Source organism: Paraburkholderia sp. J67 (assembly GCF_905220265.1).
In the GTDB taxonomy this organism is placed as follows: Bacteria; Pseudomonadota; Gammaproteobacteria; order Burkholderiales; family Burkholderiaceae; genus Paraburkholderia.
Genome location: NZ_CAJMZK010000001.1, coordinates 166,401 through 182,883, shown reverse-complemented (window position 1 = coordinate 182,883; position 16,483 = coordinate 166,401). Strand labels below are relative to the sequence as shown.

The 16,483-nt window shown below is 65.6% G+C and carries 16 protein-coding genes; 9 read left to right on the top strand and 7 right to left on the bottom strand.

Annotation, left to right across the window (positions count from 1 at the left end; translation table 11 throughout):
* Positions 1-15 precede the first annotated feature (15 nt).
* Together U5782_RS00800 and U5782_RS00795 are read right to left on the bottom strand one after the other, a co-directional pair.
* Positions 16-1,260, bottom strand: coding sequence for an FAD-binding oxidoreductase (locus tag U5782_RS00800; RefSeq protein WP_322041962.1), 1,245 nt, complete (start codon positions 1,258-1,260; stop codon positions 16-18).
* A gap of 31 nt (positions 1,261-1,291) precedes the next feature.
* Complete coding sequence (locus U5782_RS00795) at positions 1,292-2,110, bottom strand: ABC transporter substrate-binding protein (RefSeq protein ID WP_322041961.1); 819 nt, start codon at positions 2,108-2,110, stop codon at positions 1,292-1,294.
* A 191-nt stretch (positions 2,111-2,301) separates the two neighbouring features.
* Between U5782_RS00795 and U5782_RS00790 the strand changes: the two genes are divergently transcribed.
* The 4 genes from U5782_RS00790 (at position 2,302) to U5782_RS00775 (ending at position 5,571) form a co-directional block, all read left to right on the top strand.
* The gene (locus tag U5782_RS00790; protein ID WP_322041960.1) at positions 2,302-3,291 is read left to right on the top strand and encodes an ornithine cyclodeaminase family protein; all 990 of its coding nucleotides are present in this window, start codon (positions 2,302-2,304) and stop codon (positions 3,289-3,291) included.
* A gap of 62 nt (positions 3,292-3,353) precedes the next feature.
* Positions 3,354-4,022, top strand: coding sequence for a transcriptional regulator (locus tag U5782_RS00785; protein WP_322041959.1), 669 nt, complete (start codon positions 3,354-3,356; stop codon positions 4,020-4,022).
* Between the two features lie 117 nt (positions 4,023-4,139).
* Positions 4,140-5,054, top strand: a complete 915-nt coding sequence (locus U5782_RS00780) for a glutaminase (RefSeq protein WP_322041958.1) — start codon at positions 4,140-4,142, stop codon at positions 5,052-5,054.
* A gap of 10 nt (positions 5,055-5,064) precedes the next feature.
* Positions 5,065-5,571: an N-acetyltransferase gene (locus tag U5782_RS00775; protein WP_322041957.1), complete on the top strand. Its 507-nt coding sequence runs from the start codon at positions 5,065-5,067 to the stop codon at positions 5,569-5,571.
* 23 nt (positions 5,572-5,594) lie between these two features.
* Here the strand turns inward: U5782_RS00775 and U5782_RS00770 are convergent, their stop codons facing one another.
* Both U5782_RS00770 and U5782_RS00765 read right to left on the bottom strand, forming a co-directional pair.
* The gene (locus U5782_RS00770; protein ID WP_322041956.1) at positions 5,595-5,879 is read right to left on the bottom strand and encodes an XRE family transcriptional regulator; all 285 of its coding nucleotides are present in this window, start codon (positions 5,877-5,879) and stop codon (positions 5,595-5,597) included.
* Positions 5,880-5,897: 18 nt separating this feature from the next.
* Positions 5,898-6,269: a type II toxin-antitoxin system RelE/ParE family toxin gene (locus tag U5782_RS00765; protein WP_322041955.1), complete on the bottom strand. Its 372-nt coding sequence runs from the start codon at positions 6,267-6,269 to the stop codon at positions 5,898-5,900.
* 248 nt (positions 6,270-6,517) lie between these two features.
* On the opposite strand from U5782_RS00765, the gene U5782_RS00760 reads away from it, so the two are divergent.
* The 3 genes from U5782_RS00760 to U5782_RS00750 all read left to right on the top strand — a co-directional run bounded on the left by U5782_RS00760 (position 6,518) and on the right by U5782_RS00750 (position 9,602).
* Entirely contained in the window at positions 6,518-7,336 is an 819-nt protein-coding gene (locus tag U5782_RS00760) for a PadR family transcriptional regulator (protein ID WP_415914220.1), read from the top strand.
* Between the two features lie 66 nt (positions 7,337-7,402).
* Positions 7,403-8,212, top strand: coding sequence for a siderophore-interacting protein (locus U5782_RS00755; RefSeq protein WP_322041954.1), 810 nt, complete (start codon positions 7,403-7,405; stop codon positions 8,210-8,212).
* A 124-nt stretch (positions 8,213-8,336) separates the two neighbouring features.
* A complete protein-coding gene (locus tag U5782_RS00750) occupies positions 8,337-9,602 on the top strand; it encodes an MFS transporter (protein WP_322041953.1) in 1,266 nt (421 codons plus the stop codon).
* 102 nt (positions 9,603-9,704) lie between these two features.
* Here U5782_RS00750 and U5782_RS00745 read toward each other — a convergent pair whose 3' ends face one another.
* From U5782_RS00745 to U5782_RS00735, 3 genes are all read right to left on the bottom strand, one after another.
* The gene (locus tag U5782_RS00745) at positions 9,705-10,832 is read right to left on the bottom strand and encodes a 3-deoxy-7-phosphoheptulonate synthase (RefSeq protein ID WP_322041952.1); all 1,128 of its coding nucleotides are present in this window, start codon (positions 10,830-10,832) and stop codon (positions 9,705-9,707) included.
* A 216-nt stretch (positions 10,833-11,048) separates the two neighbouring features.
* Entirely contained in the window at positions 11,049-12,056 is a 1,008-nt protein-coding gene (locus U5782_RS00740; RefSeq protein WP_322041951.1) for a sterol desaturase family protein, read from the bottom strand.
* A gap of 15 nt (positions 12,057-12,071) precedes the next feature.
* Positions 12,072-13,100, bottom strand: a complete 1,029-nt coding sequence (locus tag U5782_RS00735; protein WP_415914219.1) for a YncE family protein — start codon at positions 13,098-13,100, stop codon at positions 12,072-12,074.
* 302 nt (positions 13,101-13,402) lie between these two features.
* Between U5782_RS00735 and U5782_RS00730 the strand changes: the two genes are divergently transcribed.
* Entirely contained in the window at positions 13,403-14,728 is a 1,326-nt protein-coding gene (locus U5782_RS00730; protein WP_322041949.1) for an Nramp family divalent metal transporter, read from the top strand.
* Between the two features lie 262 nt (positions 14,729-14,990).
* Positions 14,991-16,466 carry a glucose-6-phosphate dehydrogenase gene (gene zwf, locus U5782_RS00725; protein WP_322041948.1) on the top strand — a complete coding sequence of 492 codons (1,476 nt, stop codon included), beginning with the start codon at positions 14,991-14,993 and terminating at the stop codon, positions 16,464-16,466.
* Positions 16,467-16,483: the final 17 nt, after the last annotated feature.

Sequence of the window (16,483 nt, the reverse complement as noted above, 5' to 3'; positions counted from 1 at the left end):
CTGTGGCCGACGCGTTCAGGCGAAGCGCAGCGGCGAATATGGCGTCGGGTCGGTAAACGGCGTCTCGCCCATGATCTGCTCGGCGACGAGGCGCGCCGTCACCGGCCCGAGCGTGAGGCCATGATGGTTGTGGCCGAACGCGAACCACAGCCCCGGATGACGCGGCGCAGGCCCGAGCACCGGACGCATGTCCGGCGTACAGGGGCGCATACCCATCCACGGTGTCTCGTCGAGACGCTCGCCTAGTCCAAACACCGGCCGCGCCGCGCGCTCGGCGGCGTCGAGTTGCGTGTAATTGGGCGGCCGTTCGCGCGTGGCGAGTTCCACCCCGGTCGTAAGGCGCAGGCCGCGGCGCATCGGCGCGACCACATAACCGCCTTCGATATCCACCACCGGACGCAGCAGCGGCGCGCCCGCCGAGGCCGCGTAGTGCATGTGATAGCCGCGCTTGGCCATCAGCGGCACGCGGTAGCCAAGCGGCGCCGTCACCAGGTCCGACCACGGCCCCATTGCCACGACGGCGAGTTCGGCGCTCAGCGGCCCGTCTTCGGTCTGCACCTGCCAGCCGCTGCCCTGCGCGCGCAGCGTGCGCGCGTCGCCCTTCACGAACTTGCCGCCTTCGCGCAGGAACAGTTGCGCATAGCCCTTGGTCAGCTCGCCGGGATCGGCCACGCTGGCCGGGTCGATCCAGTGAATCGCGCCCGCATAGCCCTCGGCGAGCGACGCCTCGGCCGCGCGCAAGCCCGCCGCGTCGAAGGTCTCGATGCGCAGGCCATGATCGGCGGCGAGATGCTGCGCCGCTTCGCGCTCGCGCTCGAACTGCTCCGGCGACCGATACGCCTCCAGCCAGCCAATCGGCCGCACGAGTTCGCGCAGATCGGTGCGCGCGACGAGCGCCTCGTGCTCCGCGACGCTGCGCTGAATGAGCGGCAGCATGTCGCGCGCCGCGAGCGCCAGCCGCGCGGGCGCCGACTCGCGCCAGAAGGTGGCGAGCCAGCGCGCGTAAGCGGGCAGCGAGCGCACGTCGTAGCGCAGCATCGTCGAGTCGTTGCGCGCGAGACGCAGCAGCGTGCGCCAGTCGCGCGGAAAGCCATACGGCACCACCGACGACGCCTCGATCAGCCCCGCATTGCCGTGGCTGGTTTCCTCGCCCGGCGCGCGCCGGTCCACGAGCGTGACGCGCACGCCCCGCGCCTGCAGATGCAGCGCAACGCTCACGCCGACGATGCCCGCGCCGAGCACGATCGCGTCCTTGCTCATGCCATTCCTCTGGAGTCCGTACCGGTTTACATCAATGCGCGACGATGTCGCGGCCGAAATACTTCATCGACAGCTTCGTGAGCGTCCCGTCCTTGCGCAGCGAATCGAGCGCCGCGTCCACCTTGACCTTGAGCGCCGCGTCGTTCTTGCGCAAGCCCCAGCCCGTGCCCTCGCCCAGCGTAGCCGGATCCTTGAGCGGCGCGCCCGCGAAATCATAGTCCTTGCCCTGCGGTTTCGAGAGGAAACCGTCGGTGGCAGTCTGCACTTCCTGCACCGCGCCGTCCAGACGGCCCGAAGCGAGGTCCGCGAAAATCTGGTCCTGGCTCTCGTACGTGACGACCGACACGCCCGCCGGCGCCCAATGCTTGCGCACGTAATCCTCTTGCGTCGTGCCTTGCTGCACGCCGATCTGCTTACCCTTGAGGCTCGCCGTCGTGGGCTGCAGGCCCGAGCCGCGCTTCGCGATCATCTGAATCGGCATGACGTACACGGCCGGCGTGAAGTCGATCTGCTGGCGACGCTTGTCCGTGATGTTCATCGCCGAGTTGATGACGTCGAACTTGCGCGCCTCGAGCGCCGCGATCAGGCCGTCGAAGCTGTTCTCGACCCACACGCACTTGACCTGCATGCGCTGGCAGACGGCATTGCCGATGTCGATGTCGAAGCCCTGCAACTGGCCGGACGGCGCCTTGCTCTCGAACGGCGGGTACGACGCTTCCACGCCAAAGCGCAACGTCTGCTGATCCTGTGCCTGCGCCACGCCCGCCATCATGCCAAGCCCCGCGCCCAGCAAGGCGGCCAGTCCCGCGAGCCGCGCCTTGTGCGCGTAGCGATTCGTCTTCGTGTTCATCGTCGTCACCATAGTCGTAATGAGGTCGGGCGGACGGCACGCCGGGAAGACGCCGCGTCCACAGGACGAATATAGACGAAAAATAAAAATAAAGTCTAGAATGGACAAAAAAGTCTACACCCGGAACCGCTTCGATACGCGCCTGATTACCGATCGCCGCGCGCGTCGAGATCCATTGAAGGAGTTTCAGCATGACCGCAACGTCCAAAGCAACCCCAGTCGCCCCGTTCATCGTCGATGCCGCGCAGGTGCGCGCCGCGCTGCCCGCGCTCGACGTGCGCGGCGCGCTCGCGCGCATGTTCGCCTCGCTCGGCCGCGACAACGCCGTGCAGCCGCCGCAGACGCTCGCCCTGTTCCCGCAACAGGCCGGCGACTACATCACCTATCTGGGCGTGCTGGCCGAAGCGGGCGTGTTCGGCGCGAAACTCTCGCCCTACATCGCGGGCGCGAACGGCGCGAAGCCCATCATCACGGCCTGGACCGCGCTGATGTCGATGCACACCGGCCAGCCGCTCATGTGGTGCGACGCCGCACTGCTCACGACCGAGCGCACCGCGGGCACCACGGCGCTCGCCGTCGATCAGCTCGCGCCGCGCGAGGCGCGCCGACTCGCCGTGATCGGCGCGGGCGATGTGGCGCTCGCGCATATCCGCCATGCGGCGCCGCTGCGCGCGTGGGAGAGCATCCGCGTGTGGTCGCCGAAACTCGCGAGCGATATGCAACGCGCCGAAAGCGTGCGCGCCACCGATGCGCGCGTGAGCATCGCCGCTTCGGCGGAAGACTGCGTGGCCGACGCCGATGTGGTCATGCTCTGCACCTCGTCGGGCAAGCCGGTGCTCGCGCTCGACACGCTCAGCAAGCCCGCGCTCATCACCTCGATCAGCACCAACGTCGCGCACGCGCACGAGATCGATCCGGCCGCGCTGCCCACGCTCGACGTCTATTGCGACTACCGCCGCACCACGCCGCACAGCGCGGGAGAAATGACGATCGCCGCGCGCGAGCACGGCTGGTCGCCGGACGCGATCGTGGGCGATCTCGGCGAACTCGCCAACGACGCCTGCCCGCGCCCCGGCTACACGCGCCATGTGTTTTTCCGCTCGATCGGCCTGGGGCTGGAGGACATGGCGGTGGCGTATGCGCTCTACACGCATCTGCGCGAGCAGCGCGTCGCGCAATAACGCATGAAAGAAGCAGTATCATCGACGTCCTCTTCGATGTGACACCCCACGGTCCCTGCCCGATGCAGAAAACGAAACCCGCCAGCAAGAAGGCAACCCCGCCATCCGCATCACGCGCGCGCCTGCTCGAACGCTACGCGCACGTGGCGGACAGCATCACGACGCTGTTCTTCCCGTTCGCCGAAGTCGTGATCCACGATCTCGCGGATCAGACCGTGGCGTATCTGTCGAACAATCTCTCGAAGCGCGAGATCGGCGACGACGCGGCGCTTGAGGACGTCGAGGAAACCACGCGCAACAAGCTGCTCGGCCCCTACGAGAAAGTGAACTGGGACGGGCGGCGCATGCGCTGCGTGAGCACCGCGCTCTTCGACGACGACGGCCGCGCCGCCGGCGTCATGTGCATCAACTTCAACATCGCCGCGTTCGACGACATGCAGGCCACGCTCGATCTGTTCCTGCGCGGCGCGGGCGTGATCGCGCAACCCGAAGAGCTGTTCAAGGACGACTGGCAGGAGCGCATCAACACCTTCCTGCACGGCTGGCTGCGCGAGCGCCAGGTGGCGCTCAACTCGCTCACGCGCGAGCACCGGCGCGAGCTGGTCGAAGCGCTCTACGCCGAAGGCGCGTTCAAGGGCAAAAGCTCGGCGAACTATGTGGCGAAGGTGCTGGGCATGGGCCGCGCGACCGTCTACAAGCATCTGCGCGAGATGAAGGGCGACGTCGAATAACCCGCGTTGCGCGCCCGCGCCAGGCGTTCGCACGACCATCGCGCCGCCGCAGGGGAATCGCTACAATCGCCGGACTTCGGCGCGCGCGTTGTCGTGCCGTCCATTCTCGCGACGCCCATGAACTACACGCCCATCCTCGACGCGATCCATCGCGACCTGCAACCGCACATCGGCCTGGGCCGTGTCGCCGACTACATTCCCGAACTCGCGACCGTCGATGCCAATCATTTCGGCATGGCGATCGTCACCGTCGACGGTCAGGTCTATCGCACCGGCGACGCCGACGTGCGTTTCTCGATCCAGAGCATTTCCAAGCTGTTCGCCTGCACGCTGGCGTTCCAGTTGCTCGGCGATGCGCTCTGGGAACGCGTGGGGCGCGAGCCGTCGGGCACGGCGTTCAACTCGCTCGTGCAACTCGAATTCGAAGGCGGCAAGCCGCGTAATCCCTTCATCAACGCGGGGGCGCTCGTGGTCACCGACGTGCTGTGCCGCCGCTTCGTGCAGGCGGAAACGGCGCTGGTGGATTTCGTGCGGCGGCTCTCGGGTGAGCCAGGCATCGGCTACGACCTGAAGGTCGCGCAGTCGGAACTGGCACACGCCGAGCGCAATCGCGCGATGGCGCATTTCATCGCGAGCTTCGGCAATCTGGACATGCCCGCCGATACGGTGATCGACGCGTATTGCCGCCAGTGCGCGATTTCGATGAGCTGCGTGGAACTCGCGCGCGCGGCGCTGTTCCTCGCCAACGGCGGCGTCTCGCCCGCGAGCGGCGAGCATGTGCTCGACGTTAGTTCGGCCAAGCGGCTCTCGGCGCTCATGCTGACCTGCGGCACGTACGACGCGGCGGGCGATTTCGTTTATCGCGTGGGACTGCCCGCGAAGAGCGGTGTGGGCGGCGGGATCGTCGCGGTGCTGCCCGGCGAGTTCGCGGTGTGCGTGTGGTCGCCGGGGCTCGACGCGAACGGGAATTCGCATGTCGGTTCGCTGGCGCTGGAGCAGCTGACGACGCGCACCGGCCGTTCGATCTTTTGAGGACCTGGCTATGACAGTTCAGATTCGCGACGAACTACCCGCCGATATCCCCGCGATTCACGCGCTGACCGAGGCGGCGTTTCTGCACGCGCCGCATACGAGCCATACGGAGCAATTCATCGTCGACGCGCTGCGGGCGGCGGCTGAGTTAGCGGTGTCGCTGGTTGCCGTGGACGGTGGCGAGATCGTGGGGCATGTTGCGCTTTCGCCTGTGGCGTTGTCGGATGGCTCGACGGGATGGTTCGGTTTGGGGCCGATTTCGGTGGCGCCCGAGCGGCAGCGCGAGGGCCTTGGCAGCCGGTTGGTCGAACGTGCGCTCGATGCGCTGCGCGCGCGGCAAGCGGCGGGCTGCGTGCTGCTGGGAGATCCCGCTTACTACCGGCGCTTTGGATTTACGCCCGAGCCTGCTTTGGTGCTGCCTGGCGTGCCGGCGGAATACTTTCAGGCGATAGCGTTGAACGGGCCCGTGCCGACGGCGACGGTACGCTATAGCGACGCGTTCGAGGCGCGCGCGTAGCGCCGCCAGCGCGAGCGGCTAACTCAGGCCGCGAGCTCGAATTTGAAGTGCTTGCCGAGCGCCGCCGCCGCGCTCGCCAGCGTCGCCAACGTCAGACTCGTATCATTTTCGTCGAGCAGCCGGTTAAGCGCTGCGCGGCTCGTTCTCATCCTCGCGGCCAGTTCGGTCTTCGTGAGCTTCTGAGCCTTCATTTCCTGCTGGATCTGCCAGGCAATCACGCGCTTCATCGCTGTCGCCGTGGCCTCTTCGAGCATGCCCTCTTCGGCGAGGAAGTCGTCAAAGCTTCCACCGACGTGCCTGTTTGCCATCCTCTGCTCCTTGCTCAGTTAGCTGTTCATCAAGGCACGCAGACGCTCCTTTGCGAGCGCCATGTCTTCTTGCGGCGTGGCCTGCGACTTCTTGATGAAGCCGTGCAGCAAGACCATCGCACCACCTTCGATCGTGAAAATGACGCGCGCGATACGCAAGGGCAAGCGAACGCGCACTTCCCATAAGTCACGCGCCAACTTGCGCACGAGCGGCATACCCAACGGCCAGCCGATCTGCACTGTCTTTATCTCTTCGCCGATCGCTCTTCTCTCTGCTGCATCCAGCTCCCTGAGCCATTGCCGGACCGGCTCGTTTCCTGACTCCGTACAAAAGAAATGAACGGATAGAACCGGTTCGAGCTGGGCAGAGGCAAGGGAATGATTGCGCATCGAGACGATTTAATCGTATCAAATTTGGTACGAAAATTCAATCCGGACGGACGACCGGCGAGGGTTAATGGTCGCGAAATCCTTGCTGCGCCGGCAGCGCTAAATGCTTGCTCCATGCGTCAGCGCAAACTTTGGAGCGTTGATCGTGACTCTCAACTTATTCGAGCCCCCAAAAAATAACTTTGACAAACACTCTTAAGATATATATCTTAAGACACATCTTAAGACACTCAGTGACAGGAGGCTTCATGCGCCACCCTCATCATTTCGGACATCATGGCCGTCACGGCCACGGCGGTCGCGCCGCTCGCGATTCGTTTGCCGCCCACAGCCCGGACGAATTCGCCGGCGCCCGCTTCGCCATGCGTCACCCGCTGCACGCGCTGCGCCATGCGATGGGACGCCGCGGCGGCGAAGGCCCGGGCGATTTCGGCGATCGCTTCGGTGACGGCTTTGGTCGTGGTCACGGCGGCCACGGTGGCTTTGGCGGCCCCGGCGGCTTCGGTGACGGCGACGGTTTCGGCCGCGGCCGCAAGTTCACCTCGGAAGACCTGCAGTTCATGCTGCTCGCGCTGCTCGCCGAGCGCCCGAGCCACGGCTATGAGCTGATCAAGGCACTCGATTCGCGCTCGAACGGCTTCTACAGCCCGAGCCCCGGCATGGTCTATCCGGCCCTCACGTATCTGGAAGAACTCGGCTACGTCAGCGTGACGCTCGAAGGCAACCGCAAGCGCTACGAGCTGTCCGCCGAAGGCCGCACCCATCTGGACGCGAACCGCGAGCGCGCCGACCTGATCCTCGCCAAGCTCACGCATTTCGGCCGCAAGATGGACCTGATGCGCCGTGCGTTCGCGGGCGAAGATCCCGCCGACGGCAGCGCTTGGGTCCGCGAGCTCATCGAGGCGCGCCGCGCCCTCAAGCGCGCGCTGCTGCGCCGCACGGACGCGTCGCCCGAGGAGCAACGCCGTATCGCGGCGATCCTCGTCCGCGCCACCCAGGAAATTGAAAACGGCGGCAACGTCGACGAGAGCACCAGCGCACAAGACAGCGGGAACCCCGGCGCCTGAGCGCCTGACGCCACTCACCCGCACCATCATCGTCGATCGTCAGCCGTCCATTTATCGGAGTCATAGATGCAGAATCAGTCCAATCTCGAAGTCGCCCGCGTGCGACACCCGCTGAAGTTCCGTCTGTTGCGCGTTGCGCGCGTGGAAACGCTGTCGTCGACGCTCGTGCGCGTCACCTTGACCGGCGATCTGGGCGATTTCGTCTCGGCGTCGTTCGACGATCACGTGAAGGTGTTTTTCCCGGCCGCGGGCGAAGATAAGCCCGTGCTGCCGAGCCTGGGCCCCGACGGCATCGTGTTCCCGGAAGGCGTCGAGCGTCCCGCCGCGCGCGATTACACGCCGCGCCGCTTCGACCCCGTCGCCAATGAACTCGATATCGAATTCGCCCTGCACGAGGCCGGTCCCGCGACCGCGTGGGCGGCGCAAGCCCAGCCCGGCCAGTATCTGGGCGTAGGCGGCCCGCGCGGTTCGATGGTGATCCCCACGGGCTTCGACTGGCATCTGCTGATCGGCGACGAAACGGCCCTGCCCGCGATCCAGCGCCGCCTGACCGAGTTGCCCTCGGGCGCGCGTGTCGCCGTGGTCGCGGAAGTCACGAACCGCGCCGCACGCATCCCGCTGCCGACCGAAGCCGATCTCTACGCCACGTGGCTCTATCGCGACGAACTGGATTCGGAGCAACCGCTCGTCGATGCGCTCGGCGAAGTCTGGCTGCCGCCCGGCGAAGGTTATGTGTGGGCCGCTGGCGAAGCCTCGGCGATCCGCGCCGTGCGCGCCTACCTGGTCAACGAGCGCGGCGTCGACAAGAAGCGCATCCGCGCGTCGGCCTACTGGCGTCAGGGCGCGCAGGCCGCGCACGAAACGATCGACGACTGATCGACGCGATCAACGCAATCAACGCGATCGGTCCGATCAACCTGATCAACCCGGCAAGCGCCGCCCTGCCTTCGGGCAGGCGGCGCTTGCGTGATAAAGAGACCCGCCCGACGGGTCGTCCTCAATGACCTTGATCCTCAATCCGCTGCGCGAACGCACGTTGCTCTGGCTGCTCGCGCTCACGCAGTTCACCGTCATCATGGATTTCATGGTGATGATGCCGCTCGGCCCGCAGATCATGCATGCGTTCGCGATCACGCCGGCGGCCTTCGCCACGGCGGTCTCGGCGTATTCGCTGTGCTCGGGGCTCTCGGGCCTGTTCGCGGCCACCTATATCGACCGTTTCGACCGCCGTCGTCTACTGCAGGTGACGTATGCGCTGTTCGCGCTCTCGAATCTCGCCTGCGCGCTCGCGACGAACTTCCATCTGCTGCTGGCCGCGCGTGCGTTCGCGGGCCTCACGGGCGGCATCCTCGGCTCGATCGTGATGGCGATCGTCAGCGACGTGATTCCCGTCGCGCGGCGCGGCGCGGCGACCGGCGTGATCATGACGGCGTTCTCGATCGCCGCGATCGCGGGCGTGCCGGCGGGCATCCTGCTCGGCGCGCATTTTGGCTGGAGCGCGCCGTTCATGCTGCTCGTGCTGCTGTCGGCCGTGATCTGGATCGCGGGCTCACGCGTGGTGCCCTCGCTCACGGAACACGTCGATCGCGAAACGCCGCTGCGCGCGATTCTGCCGCGCCTGTGGCAATTGCTCACGCTGCCGCGTCATCTGAAGGCGTTCACGCTCACCTTCACGATGATGACGGCGCACATGCTGGTGATCCCGTTCATCTCGCCAATGCTGGTCGCCAATCACGGCATCGCGCCCGAGAAACTGTCCTGGCTCTACATGGCCGGCGGCGCTTCGACCTTTGTGACTTCGCGCGCGGTCGGCCGACTCGCTGACCGTTTCGGCAAGCGTCGCGTCTTCCGCATCATGGCGCTCCTCTCGCTCGTGCCGGTGCTGTTCGTCACGCATCTGCCCACGCTGCCCTTCGTGGGGCTGGTGGCGTTCTTCGCGGTGTTCATGATCGCGCTCTCGGGCCGCATGGTGCCGATGCAGGCGCTCATCACGACGATTCCCGAACCCGCCCGGCGCGGCGCGTTCCTGAGCGCGAACAACGCGGTGCAGGCGCTCGGCATGAGTATCGGCGCATGGGTGGGCGGTCTGCTGCTGACGAACGGCCCGAATGGCACGCTGGAAGGCTTCGGGCATAACGGCTGGCTGGCCGTCGTGTTCACGGTCGCGGCCGTGGCATGGGTCTCGCAGGTGCGCGGCGCGGGCGACGAACCCGCCTCACCCGCGGCGCCTCAACAAGGCGGCGCGGTACGCACGGCGCAATCGTAAGCGCAGCACGCAAGCCCAGAAACAAAAACGCGCGGCGGACTCTCCAGTCCGCCGCGCGTAGTTTTATGCGCACAAAGTTGGGGCAGACACTCGCCCGCTATTTCACCCTGCGAGCGTCTTACGACGCGCACGCACCGCTTCGGCCAGCCCGTCGAGCACCGGCTCCGTCTGCGCCCAGCTGATGCAGGCGTCGGTGATCGACACGCCGCGCTTGAGCGGCACGCCCGGCTTGAGATCCTGGCGGCCTTCGTCCAGATGGCTCTCGATCATCACGCCGACGATGCGCTTGTCGCCACCCGCCAGTTGCGTGCCGATGTCGCGCGCCACGTCGATCTGGCGCTGATGCGCCTTGTTCGAGTTCGCGTGCGAGCAGTCGATCATGACTTCCTCGCGCAGCCCCGCCTTCGCCAGCGCCGCACAGCACGCCGCCACCGAGGCCGCGTCGTAGTTCGGCCCGCTCTTGCCGCCGCGCAGGATCACGTGGCAATCCTGGTTGCCGCGCGTCTCGAAGATCGCGGCCATGCCCATCTTCGTCATGCCCATGAAGGCGTGGCTCGCGCTCGCCGCGACGATGGCGTCCGCCGCCACCTGCACGCCGCCGTCCGTGCCGTTCTTGAAGCCAATCGGGCACGACAGCCCCGAGGCCAGTTGCCGATGGCTCTGGCTCTCGGTCGTGCGCGCGCCGATCGCGCCCCACGACACCAGATCGGCGATGTATTGCGGACTCAGCAGATCGAGGAATTCGGTGCCGGTGGGCAGGCCCAGCGCATCGATTTCGAGCAGCAACTGGCGCGCGGCGCGCAGGCCCTCATTGATGCGGAAGCTGCCGTCGAGACGCGGGTCGTTGATATAGCCCTTCCAGCCCACCGTCGTGCGCGGCTTCTCGAAGTACACGCGCATGACGATCAGCAGATCGTCCTTGAGCGCGTCGGCCTTTGCCTTGAGCAGTTTCGCGTATTCGATCGCCTGGTCGTGGTCGTGGATCGAGCACGGACCGACCACAATCACGAGACGGTCGTCGCGCTGCGCGAGCACGTCGGCGATCTGCGCGCGGCTCGTTTCCACCAGCGTCTGCGTGGCCTGGGGGACCGGCAGTTCGTCGAGCAGCAGCGCGGGCGAGATCAGCGGACGAACCGCGCCGATGCGCACGTCGTCGATACGGGTGGTGTCCTGGGTAGCGTCGGCGACGCCGACTTCCTGGTCGTGCTGCGGATTGTCGATACGGCTCAAGATATTCTCCTCAGGCGCGTTGGGCGGCCCAGGCGCTGCGTTCTACGCGCGGTGTATGTTTGGGGGCAAAGAAAGATTATCGCATCCGGGGCCACGTCTCGAATCGGGACGCGAGCGATGCATGAAAGTGCAAGAACGCCGCCCCAAATGAAACGAGGCGGCATTGCGCCGCCTCGTTTCCCTGCCAGGACAGGCCAGTGGCCTGCCCGGGTGCGATCAGTTCGCCGACCCGCCGAGCGGATAGCCCTTGCCCGCCAGCCGCCGCGCGATGCGCACGAGCGCAAGCCACTGCTGGGCGATGAGGCCCTCGCCGTAGTTCACGCCTCGGCCTTCCGGCGCGGCCAGTTGGTCGCGAATGCCGGTCGGCTCATGGGCCTTGTTCCACGACGCCGTACGGAACATCACGTCCCAGAACGAAAACAGCACGCCGAAGTTGCAGCCATAGCGCGTGCCTTCATGGCCGTAGCCAATCGCGTGATGGCGGCGATGAAACGCCGGGCTCACGAGAATGCGCTCCAGCACGCGGCCATAGTCGAGCCGTGCGTTCACGTGCTGCACCGCTTGCAGGAAGTTGCTCACGGCGATCAGGACGACGAACTGCGCGGGCGGCACACCGATAATCAGCGAGATCCCCGCGAAGAACGCCGCCTGGATCACGTCGTCGAGGAAGTGATTGCGATCGTCGCACCACAGCGACATCTGCTGCTGGCTGTGATGGACCGCGTGCAATTCCCACCACACGCCGAAGCGATGCTGCCAGCGGTGATACCAGTAGCCCGCGAAATCGAGCACGATCAGATAGATCGCGAACGACACGTACGGCCGATCCGTCACACCGGGCCACAGACTGTCCACGTCGATGTTCGGAATATTGTGGATCGCCATCAGGCTCTGCCAATGATTGAACAGCGGCGTGAGCACGAAGAAGAACGCGATATTCAGAATCCCGAGCTTGGCAATCCACGTGTACCAGACGTCGGCACGCACGGCCTTGCGATCACCCCACGCTTCGAGCGGGCGCAACGCTTCGAGCGGACGCAGCAACACAAAGGTCAGCAGGATTTCGAGCACACCCACGATCACCCAGTAGAGCGCGTCGTAGGTGTCCTCGTCGTAGCCCATCAGGCCGACCTTGTAGAAGATCGGCTGCACCACGTCCACGTAGACGAGGGTCTGCAACCAGGAAACCAGGTTGTCGGCCTGCGAAAGCAGCGTGTCAAGCATTGAAACTCCCGGTCATCAGTCCGGATTCGGCGCCACCACGGGCGCACGGTTCGCGAAATAAATGCCGTGCGGCGAACGGCCAACGGCAATCGTGTCGATCAGCTGGCGCGTCGTGAGATCGATGATGCCCACGTGGCGCGCGAAGCGGAACGTAACCCACAGATAGCGTTTGTCGGCGGAAAGTTCCATATCGTCGGGACCGGGACGCAGGCCCGTGATGTCGCCGACCTTGGTGAGCGTCGTGTAATCGAGAATGCTGATGGTGCTTTCCACGCGATTCGACACGACCACGTGCTTGCCGTCGTCGAGATTGCGGAAGTTGTGCGCGCCGCGGCCCGTCTGGATTTTCTTGACCAGCGTGCGGTTGCGCCAGTCCACCACGGCCACGTCGTCCTCGCCCGTCATGCCGATCAGGAGGTACTTGTCGCCGGGCGTCATCCACAGACCCGCGGGCGTGTTGCCGATCTTCAGCTTCCACAGCACGGTCTGCGAGGCCAGGTCGATCGCGGCCACTTCGCCGGTGTCCTGCAGCGTCACGAACGCAATCTTGCTGTCCGAGGAGAAGGTGATGTGGCTAGGCGTCTTGCCGAGCGGAATGCGCTTGGCGATGGTGACGTCATGGCCGTTGTAGCTGTAGACGTCCACGCGATCGAGACGCAGGCCGGCGGTCACGAACCACTTGTGATCGGGCGAGAAACCGAGCTGATACGGATCTTCGATGCCTTCGACGCGGCGCTGCACCTTGCCCGTGTGCGGATCGAGGAACATCAGGTCGTTCGAGACCGAATCGGCGACGATCAGCGACTGGCCGTCGGGCGTAATCATTAGGTGATGCGGCTCCTTGCCGGTCGGCTCGGTGCCGACCACGGTGCGGCTCGCCTCGTCGACGAGCGAGAGCTGCGCCTCGCCGGAATCGAGCACGATGACCTTGTCGTTGGTGTCGGCCTGGGCGAGCGCGCTGCACGCGAGACCGCCGAGAAGCAACGCCGCTGCAAGGCTGCGTCTCGGGTTCCGGGTAAAGCTGAATTTCGGGAAATCTGGCATTTCGTATGGGCAGGAGAACCGGTGCATAACCGGAGTGAGCGCGCGCAGGGCCGGTTTGTGCTGAGATAGAGCCTGGTGCGCCGCAACGCGGTCGAAAGCCAGACGAAACCTCGCTGAAACCGGGCAGCGAAGCGGATTGCAAGGCGATCCGCGAAGAGCGCGCGCGGAACATCTGCTTAACGCGCGACAGCCTTATTCCGATGACGCGCGCGGCGTTTTCCGACGAGTTTTTCTCATGTGTGCCGACCCCGTGCCACATTGTCGCGACACGTTCCGGCCCCTCAACCTCGAACGAGGCGTTCATGCACCATCGCACGCGTGACGACCGCCTGGATGACGTGCCCGACGGACTCTCCGCCAGCACGGCGCGCAAGGTGCGCGAGGCGCTCGAAGGACGCCGTCGCGGGGCCGCGCTGCTCCTGCCGCTCGCGGGGCCAGCGGTGATCGTCTCGGTGGCCTATGTGGACCCCGGCAATTTCGCGACCAACATTCAGGCCGGCGCGCGCTATGGCTACGCGCTGCTGTGGGTCGTGGTGCTTGCGAATCTCGTCGCCATGCTGTTTCAGGCGCTGTCCGCGAAACTCGGCATCGTCACCGGGCGCAATCTCGCCGAACTGTGCCGCGAACGCCTGCCCGCACCGCTCGTCTGGGCCATGTGGATCGTGAGCGAAATTGCGGCGATGGCCACCGATCTCGCCGAGTTTCTCGGCGGCGCAATCGGCCTCGCCCTGCTGCTGCATGTGCCCTTGCTCGCGGGCATGGCGCTCACGGCGCTCGTGACCTACGGATTGCTGCTGTTCGAGCGCGCCGGATTCCGGCCGCTGGAGCTCGTAATCGGCGGGCTCGTTGCGGTGATCGGGCTGTGCTATTTGCTGGAGCTGTTCATTACGCCGGTCGCGTGGCGCGACGTCGTGCGCGACCTGGCCACGCCGCGTCTGCCCGACGCGCAGGCCGTGACGATCGCGGTGGGCATCGTCGGCGCGACCGTCATGCCGCATGCGCTTTTCCTGCATTCGGGCCTCACTCAGGCACGCGTGCAGCCGCGCGACGACCTCGAGCGCACGCGCCTGTTGCGCTTCTCGAATGTCGAGGTGATCGTCGCGCTCTCGCTTGCGGGCCTCATCAACATGGCGATGATGATGATGGCCTCGGCGTCCTTCCACCTGGGCCACGCCGACGTCGCCGAAATCGAGACCGCGTGGCATACGCTCGCGCCGTTATTCGGCGTCGCGGCGGCGGGCATCTTTCTCGTCTCGCTGATCGCTTCGGGGATATCGAGTTCGGTAGTCGGCACGCTCGCGGGCCAGATGATCATGCAAGGTTTCGTGGGGTTTCAGATTCCGCTCTGGCTGCGCCGCCTCGTGACGATGGTGCCGAGCTTCGTGGTGGTGGGTCTTGGCGTGAACGCCACTGAAGCACTGGTGGCGAGCCAGGTGGTGTTGAGTCTCGCGCTGCCGTTCCCGATGGCCGCGCTCGTCTGGTTCACCTGCCGCCGTGACGTCATGGGGCAGTATCGGAATCGCACAGCGCTGGCTGCGCTTGCCATCGTCGGGGCTATCGCCGTGCTCGCGCTCAATGCTCTGCTGCTGGCGCAGACCTTCGGCTTCGCGATACCCGGTCTCGGCTGAGTGCATTACGTGAAGCCTCGTTTCAAGGGCTCAGCGCGAAGCGTGCAGCGCAACATGCGCAAGGCGAGCGATTCGCTCAATTCATCGGTCCTCTGTGCTCGAACCGTGCAACAAGCCCCCACGCCAACGCTGACTTCGTTCGTCATGCGTGCAAACTCGCGCGAAACCATGCAACATTAGCCTCTTTCACCGCGCCCGCCCTTGCGGCGAGTGCGAACTTCGCAACCTTGCGCCACAAATCGCCACAACCGAGCGACCTGCCATGACGAAACAGCCTGCCCAAGCCGCGCCCGACCAGCCCGTCGACATGATCATCTTCGGCGGCGGCGGCGACCTGGCCGCGCGCAAACTGCTCCCCGCGCTCTACATGGCGCACCTGCACGGCAACCTGCCTCCCGAGACGCGCATCATCGCCGTCGGCCGCAAGAACTGGACGATCGACGACTATCGCAAGTTCATGGAAGAGCAGTCGCGTCCCTTCATCGATGCCAAAGCCTTCGATGCGCAAGCCTGGGACCGCTATCTGGGCCTGTTCCAGTACGTCATCATCGACGTCAACGCGACCGAGGATTACGCGCGACTGAAGACCGCTTCGCGTGAGCATGCGATCCGCGCGTTCTATCTCTCGACCTCGCCGGAACTGTTCACGACGATCTGCGACAACCTCTCGGCGGTGGGCCTCGTCGATGCGAGTTCGCGCGTCGTGCTCGAAAAGCCGCTCGGTCACGATCTGGCTTCGGCCGTGGAGATCAACGAGTCGGTGGGCCGCCACTTCGCGGAATCGCAGATCTACCGGATCGACCATTACCTCGGCAAGGAAACGGTGCAGAACCTGATGGTGCTGCGCTTCGGCAACCCGATCTTCGGGCCGCTGTGGCAAGCGCCGTATATCCGCAGCGTGCAGATCACGGTGGCGGAAACGGTGGGCGTGGGCAGCCGCGCGGGCTTCTACGATCACACCGGCGCGCTGCGCGACATGGTGCAGAACCACCTGCTGCAACTGCTGTGCATCGTGGCGATGGAGCCGCCTGTCTCGCTCGACCCGGATGCCGTGCGCGACGAAAAGCTCAAGGTGCTGCGCTCGCTGCGCCCGATGTCGCTCGCCGATATCGCACGCGATACCGTGCGCGGCCAGTACGCGGCGGGCGCCGTGGACGGCCAGCCGGTGAAGGGCTATCTGGAAGAAGACAATGTTCCGGCCGACAGCAAGGCCGAAACCTTCGTCGCGCTGCGCGCCCACATCAACAACTGGCGCTGGGCCAACGTGCCGTTCTTCCTGCGCACGGGCAAGCGCCTGCAAAAGCGCCAGTCGGAGATCGTCATCGAGTTCGCGGACCTGCCCTTCTCGATCTTCCCGAGCGGCCCGCGCAACTATGGCAACCGCCTCGTGATCCAGCTTCAGCCGGAAGAGTCGATCCAGTTGCAGATGCTTGCGAAGGAACCGGGCAGCGGCATGAACATGCTGCCCGTGAGCCTGAATCTCGATCTGCAACAGGCGATTCCCGAGCGCCGCGCGGAAGCCTACGAGCGCCTGCTGATCGACGTGATCCGCGGACGCCTCACGCACTTCATGCGCCGCGACGAACTCGAAGCCGCATGGACGTGGGTCGAGCCGATTCTCGACGGCTGGAAGGAACTGAACGACCGTCCGCGCGCTTACACGGCGGGCACGTTCGGCCCGGCGGCATCGTCGGCATTGCTCGCACGCGAAAACATGTCGTGGGCTGAAGAGGCTTAAACGAAGCTACGCCGCGC

Bases quoted from the DNA above. Each gene is read 5' to 3' on its own strand.
- U5782_RS00765 (WP_322041955.1), bottom strand. From the start codon at position 6,269: ATGCGCAATCATTCCCTTGCCTCTGCCCAGCTCGAACCGGTTCTATCC.
- U5782_RS00800 (WP_322041962.1), bottom strand. From the start codon at position 1,260: ATGAGCAAGGACGCGATCGTGCTCGGCGCGGGCATCGTCGGCGTGAGC.
- U5782_RS00760 (WP_415914220.1), top strand. From the start codon at position 6,518: ATGCGCCACCCTCATCATTTCGGACATCATGGCCGTCACGGCCACGGC.
- U5782_RS00770 (WP_322041956.1), bottom strand. From the start codon at position 5,879: ATGGCAAACAGGCACGTCGGTGGAAGCTTTGACGACTTCCTCGCCGAA.
- U5782_RS00790 (WP_322041960.1), top strand. From the start codon at position 2,302: ATGACCGCAACGTCCAAAGCAACCCCAGTCGCCCCGTTCATCGTCGAT.
- U5782_RS00780 (WP_322041958.1), top strand. From the start codon at position 4,140: ATGAACTACACGCCCATCCTCGACGCGATCCATCGCGACCTGCAACCG.
- U5782_RS00795 (WP_322041961.1), bottom strand. From the start codon at position 2,110: ATGAACACGAAGACGAATCGCTACGCGCACAAGGCGCGGCTCGCGGGA.
- zwf (WP_322041948.1), top strand. From the start codon at position 14,991: ATGACGAAACAGCCTGCCCAAGCCGCGCCCGACCAGCCCGTCGACATG.
- U5782_RS00735 (WP_415914219.1), bottom strand. From the start codon at position 13,100: ATGCCAGATTTCCCGAAATTCAGCTTTACCCGGAACCCGAGACGCAGC.
- U5782_RS00740 (WP_322041951.1), bottom strand. From the start codon at position 12,056: ATGCTTGACACGCTGCTTTCGCAGGCCGACAACCTGGTTTCCTGGTTG.
- U5782_RS00755 (WP_322041954.1), top strand. From the start codon at position 7,403: ATGCAGAATCAGTCCAATCTCGAAGTCGCCCGCGTGCGACACCCGCTG.
- U5782_RS00785 (WP_322041959.1), top strand. From the start codon at position 3,354: ATGCAGAAAACGAAACCCGCCAGCAAGAAGGCAACCCCGCCATCCGCA.
- U5782_RS00730 (WP_322041949.1), top strand. From the start codon at position 13,403: ATGCACCATCGCACGCGTGACGACCGCCTGGATGACGTGCCCGACGGA.
- U5782_RS00750 (WP_322041953.1), top strand. From the start codon at position 8,337: ATGACCTTGATCCTCAATCCGCTGCGCGAACGCACGTTGCTCTGGCTG.
- U5782_RS00775 (WP_322041957.1), top strand. From the start codon at position 5,065: ATGACAGTTCAGATTCGCGACGAACTACCCGCCGATATCCCCGCGATT.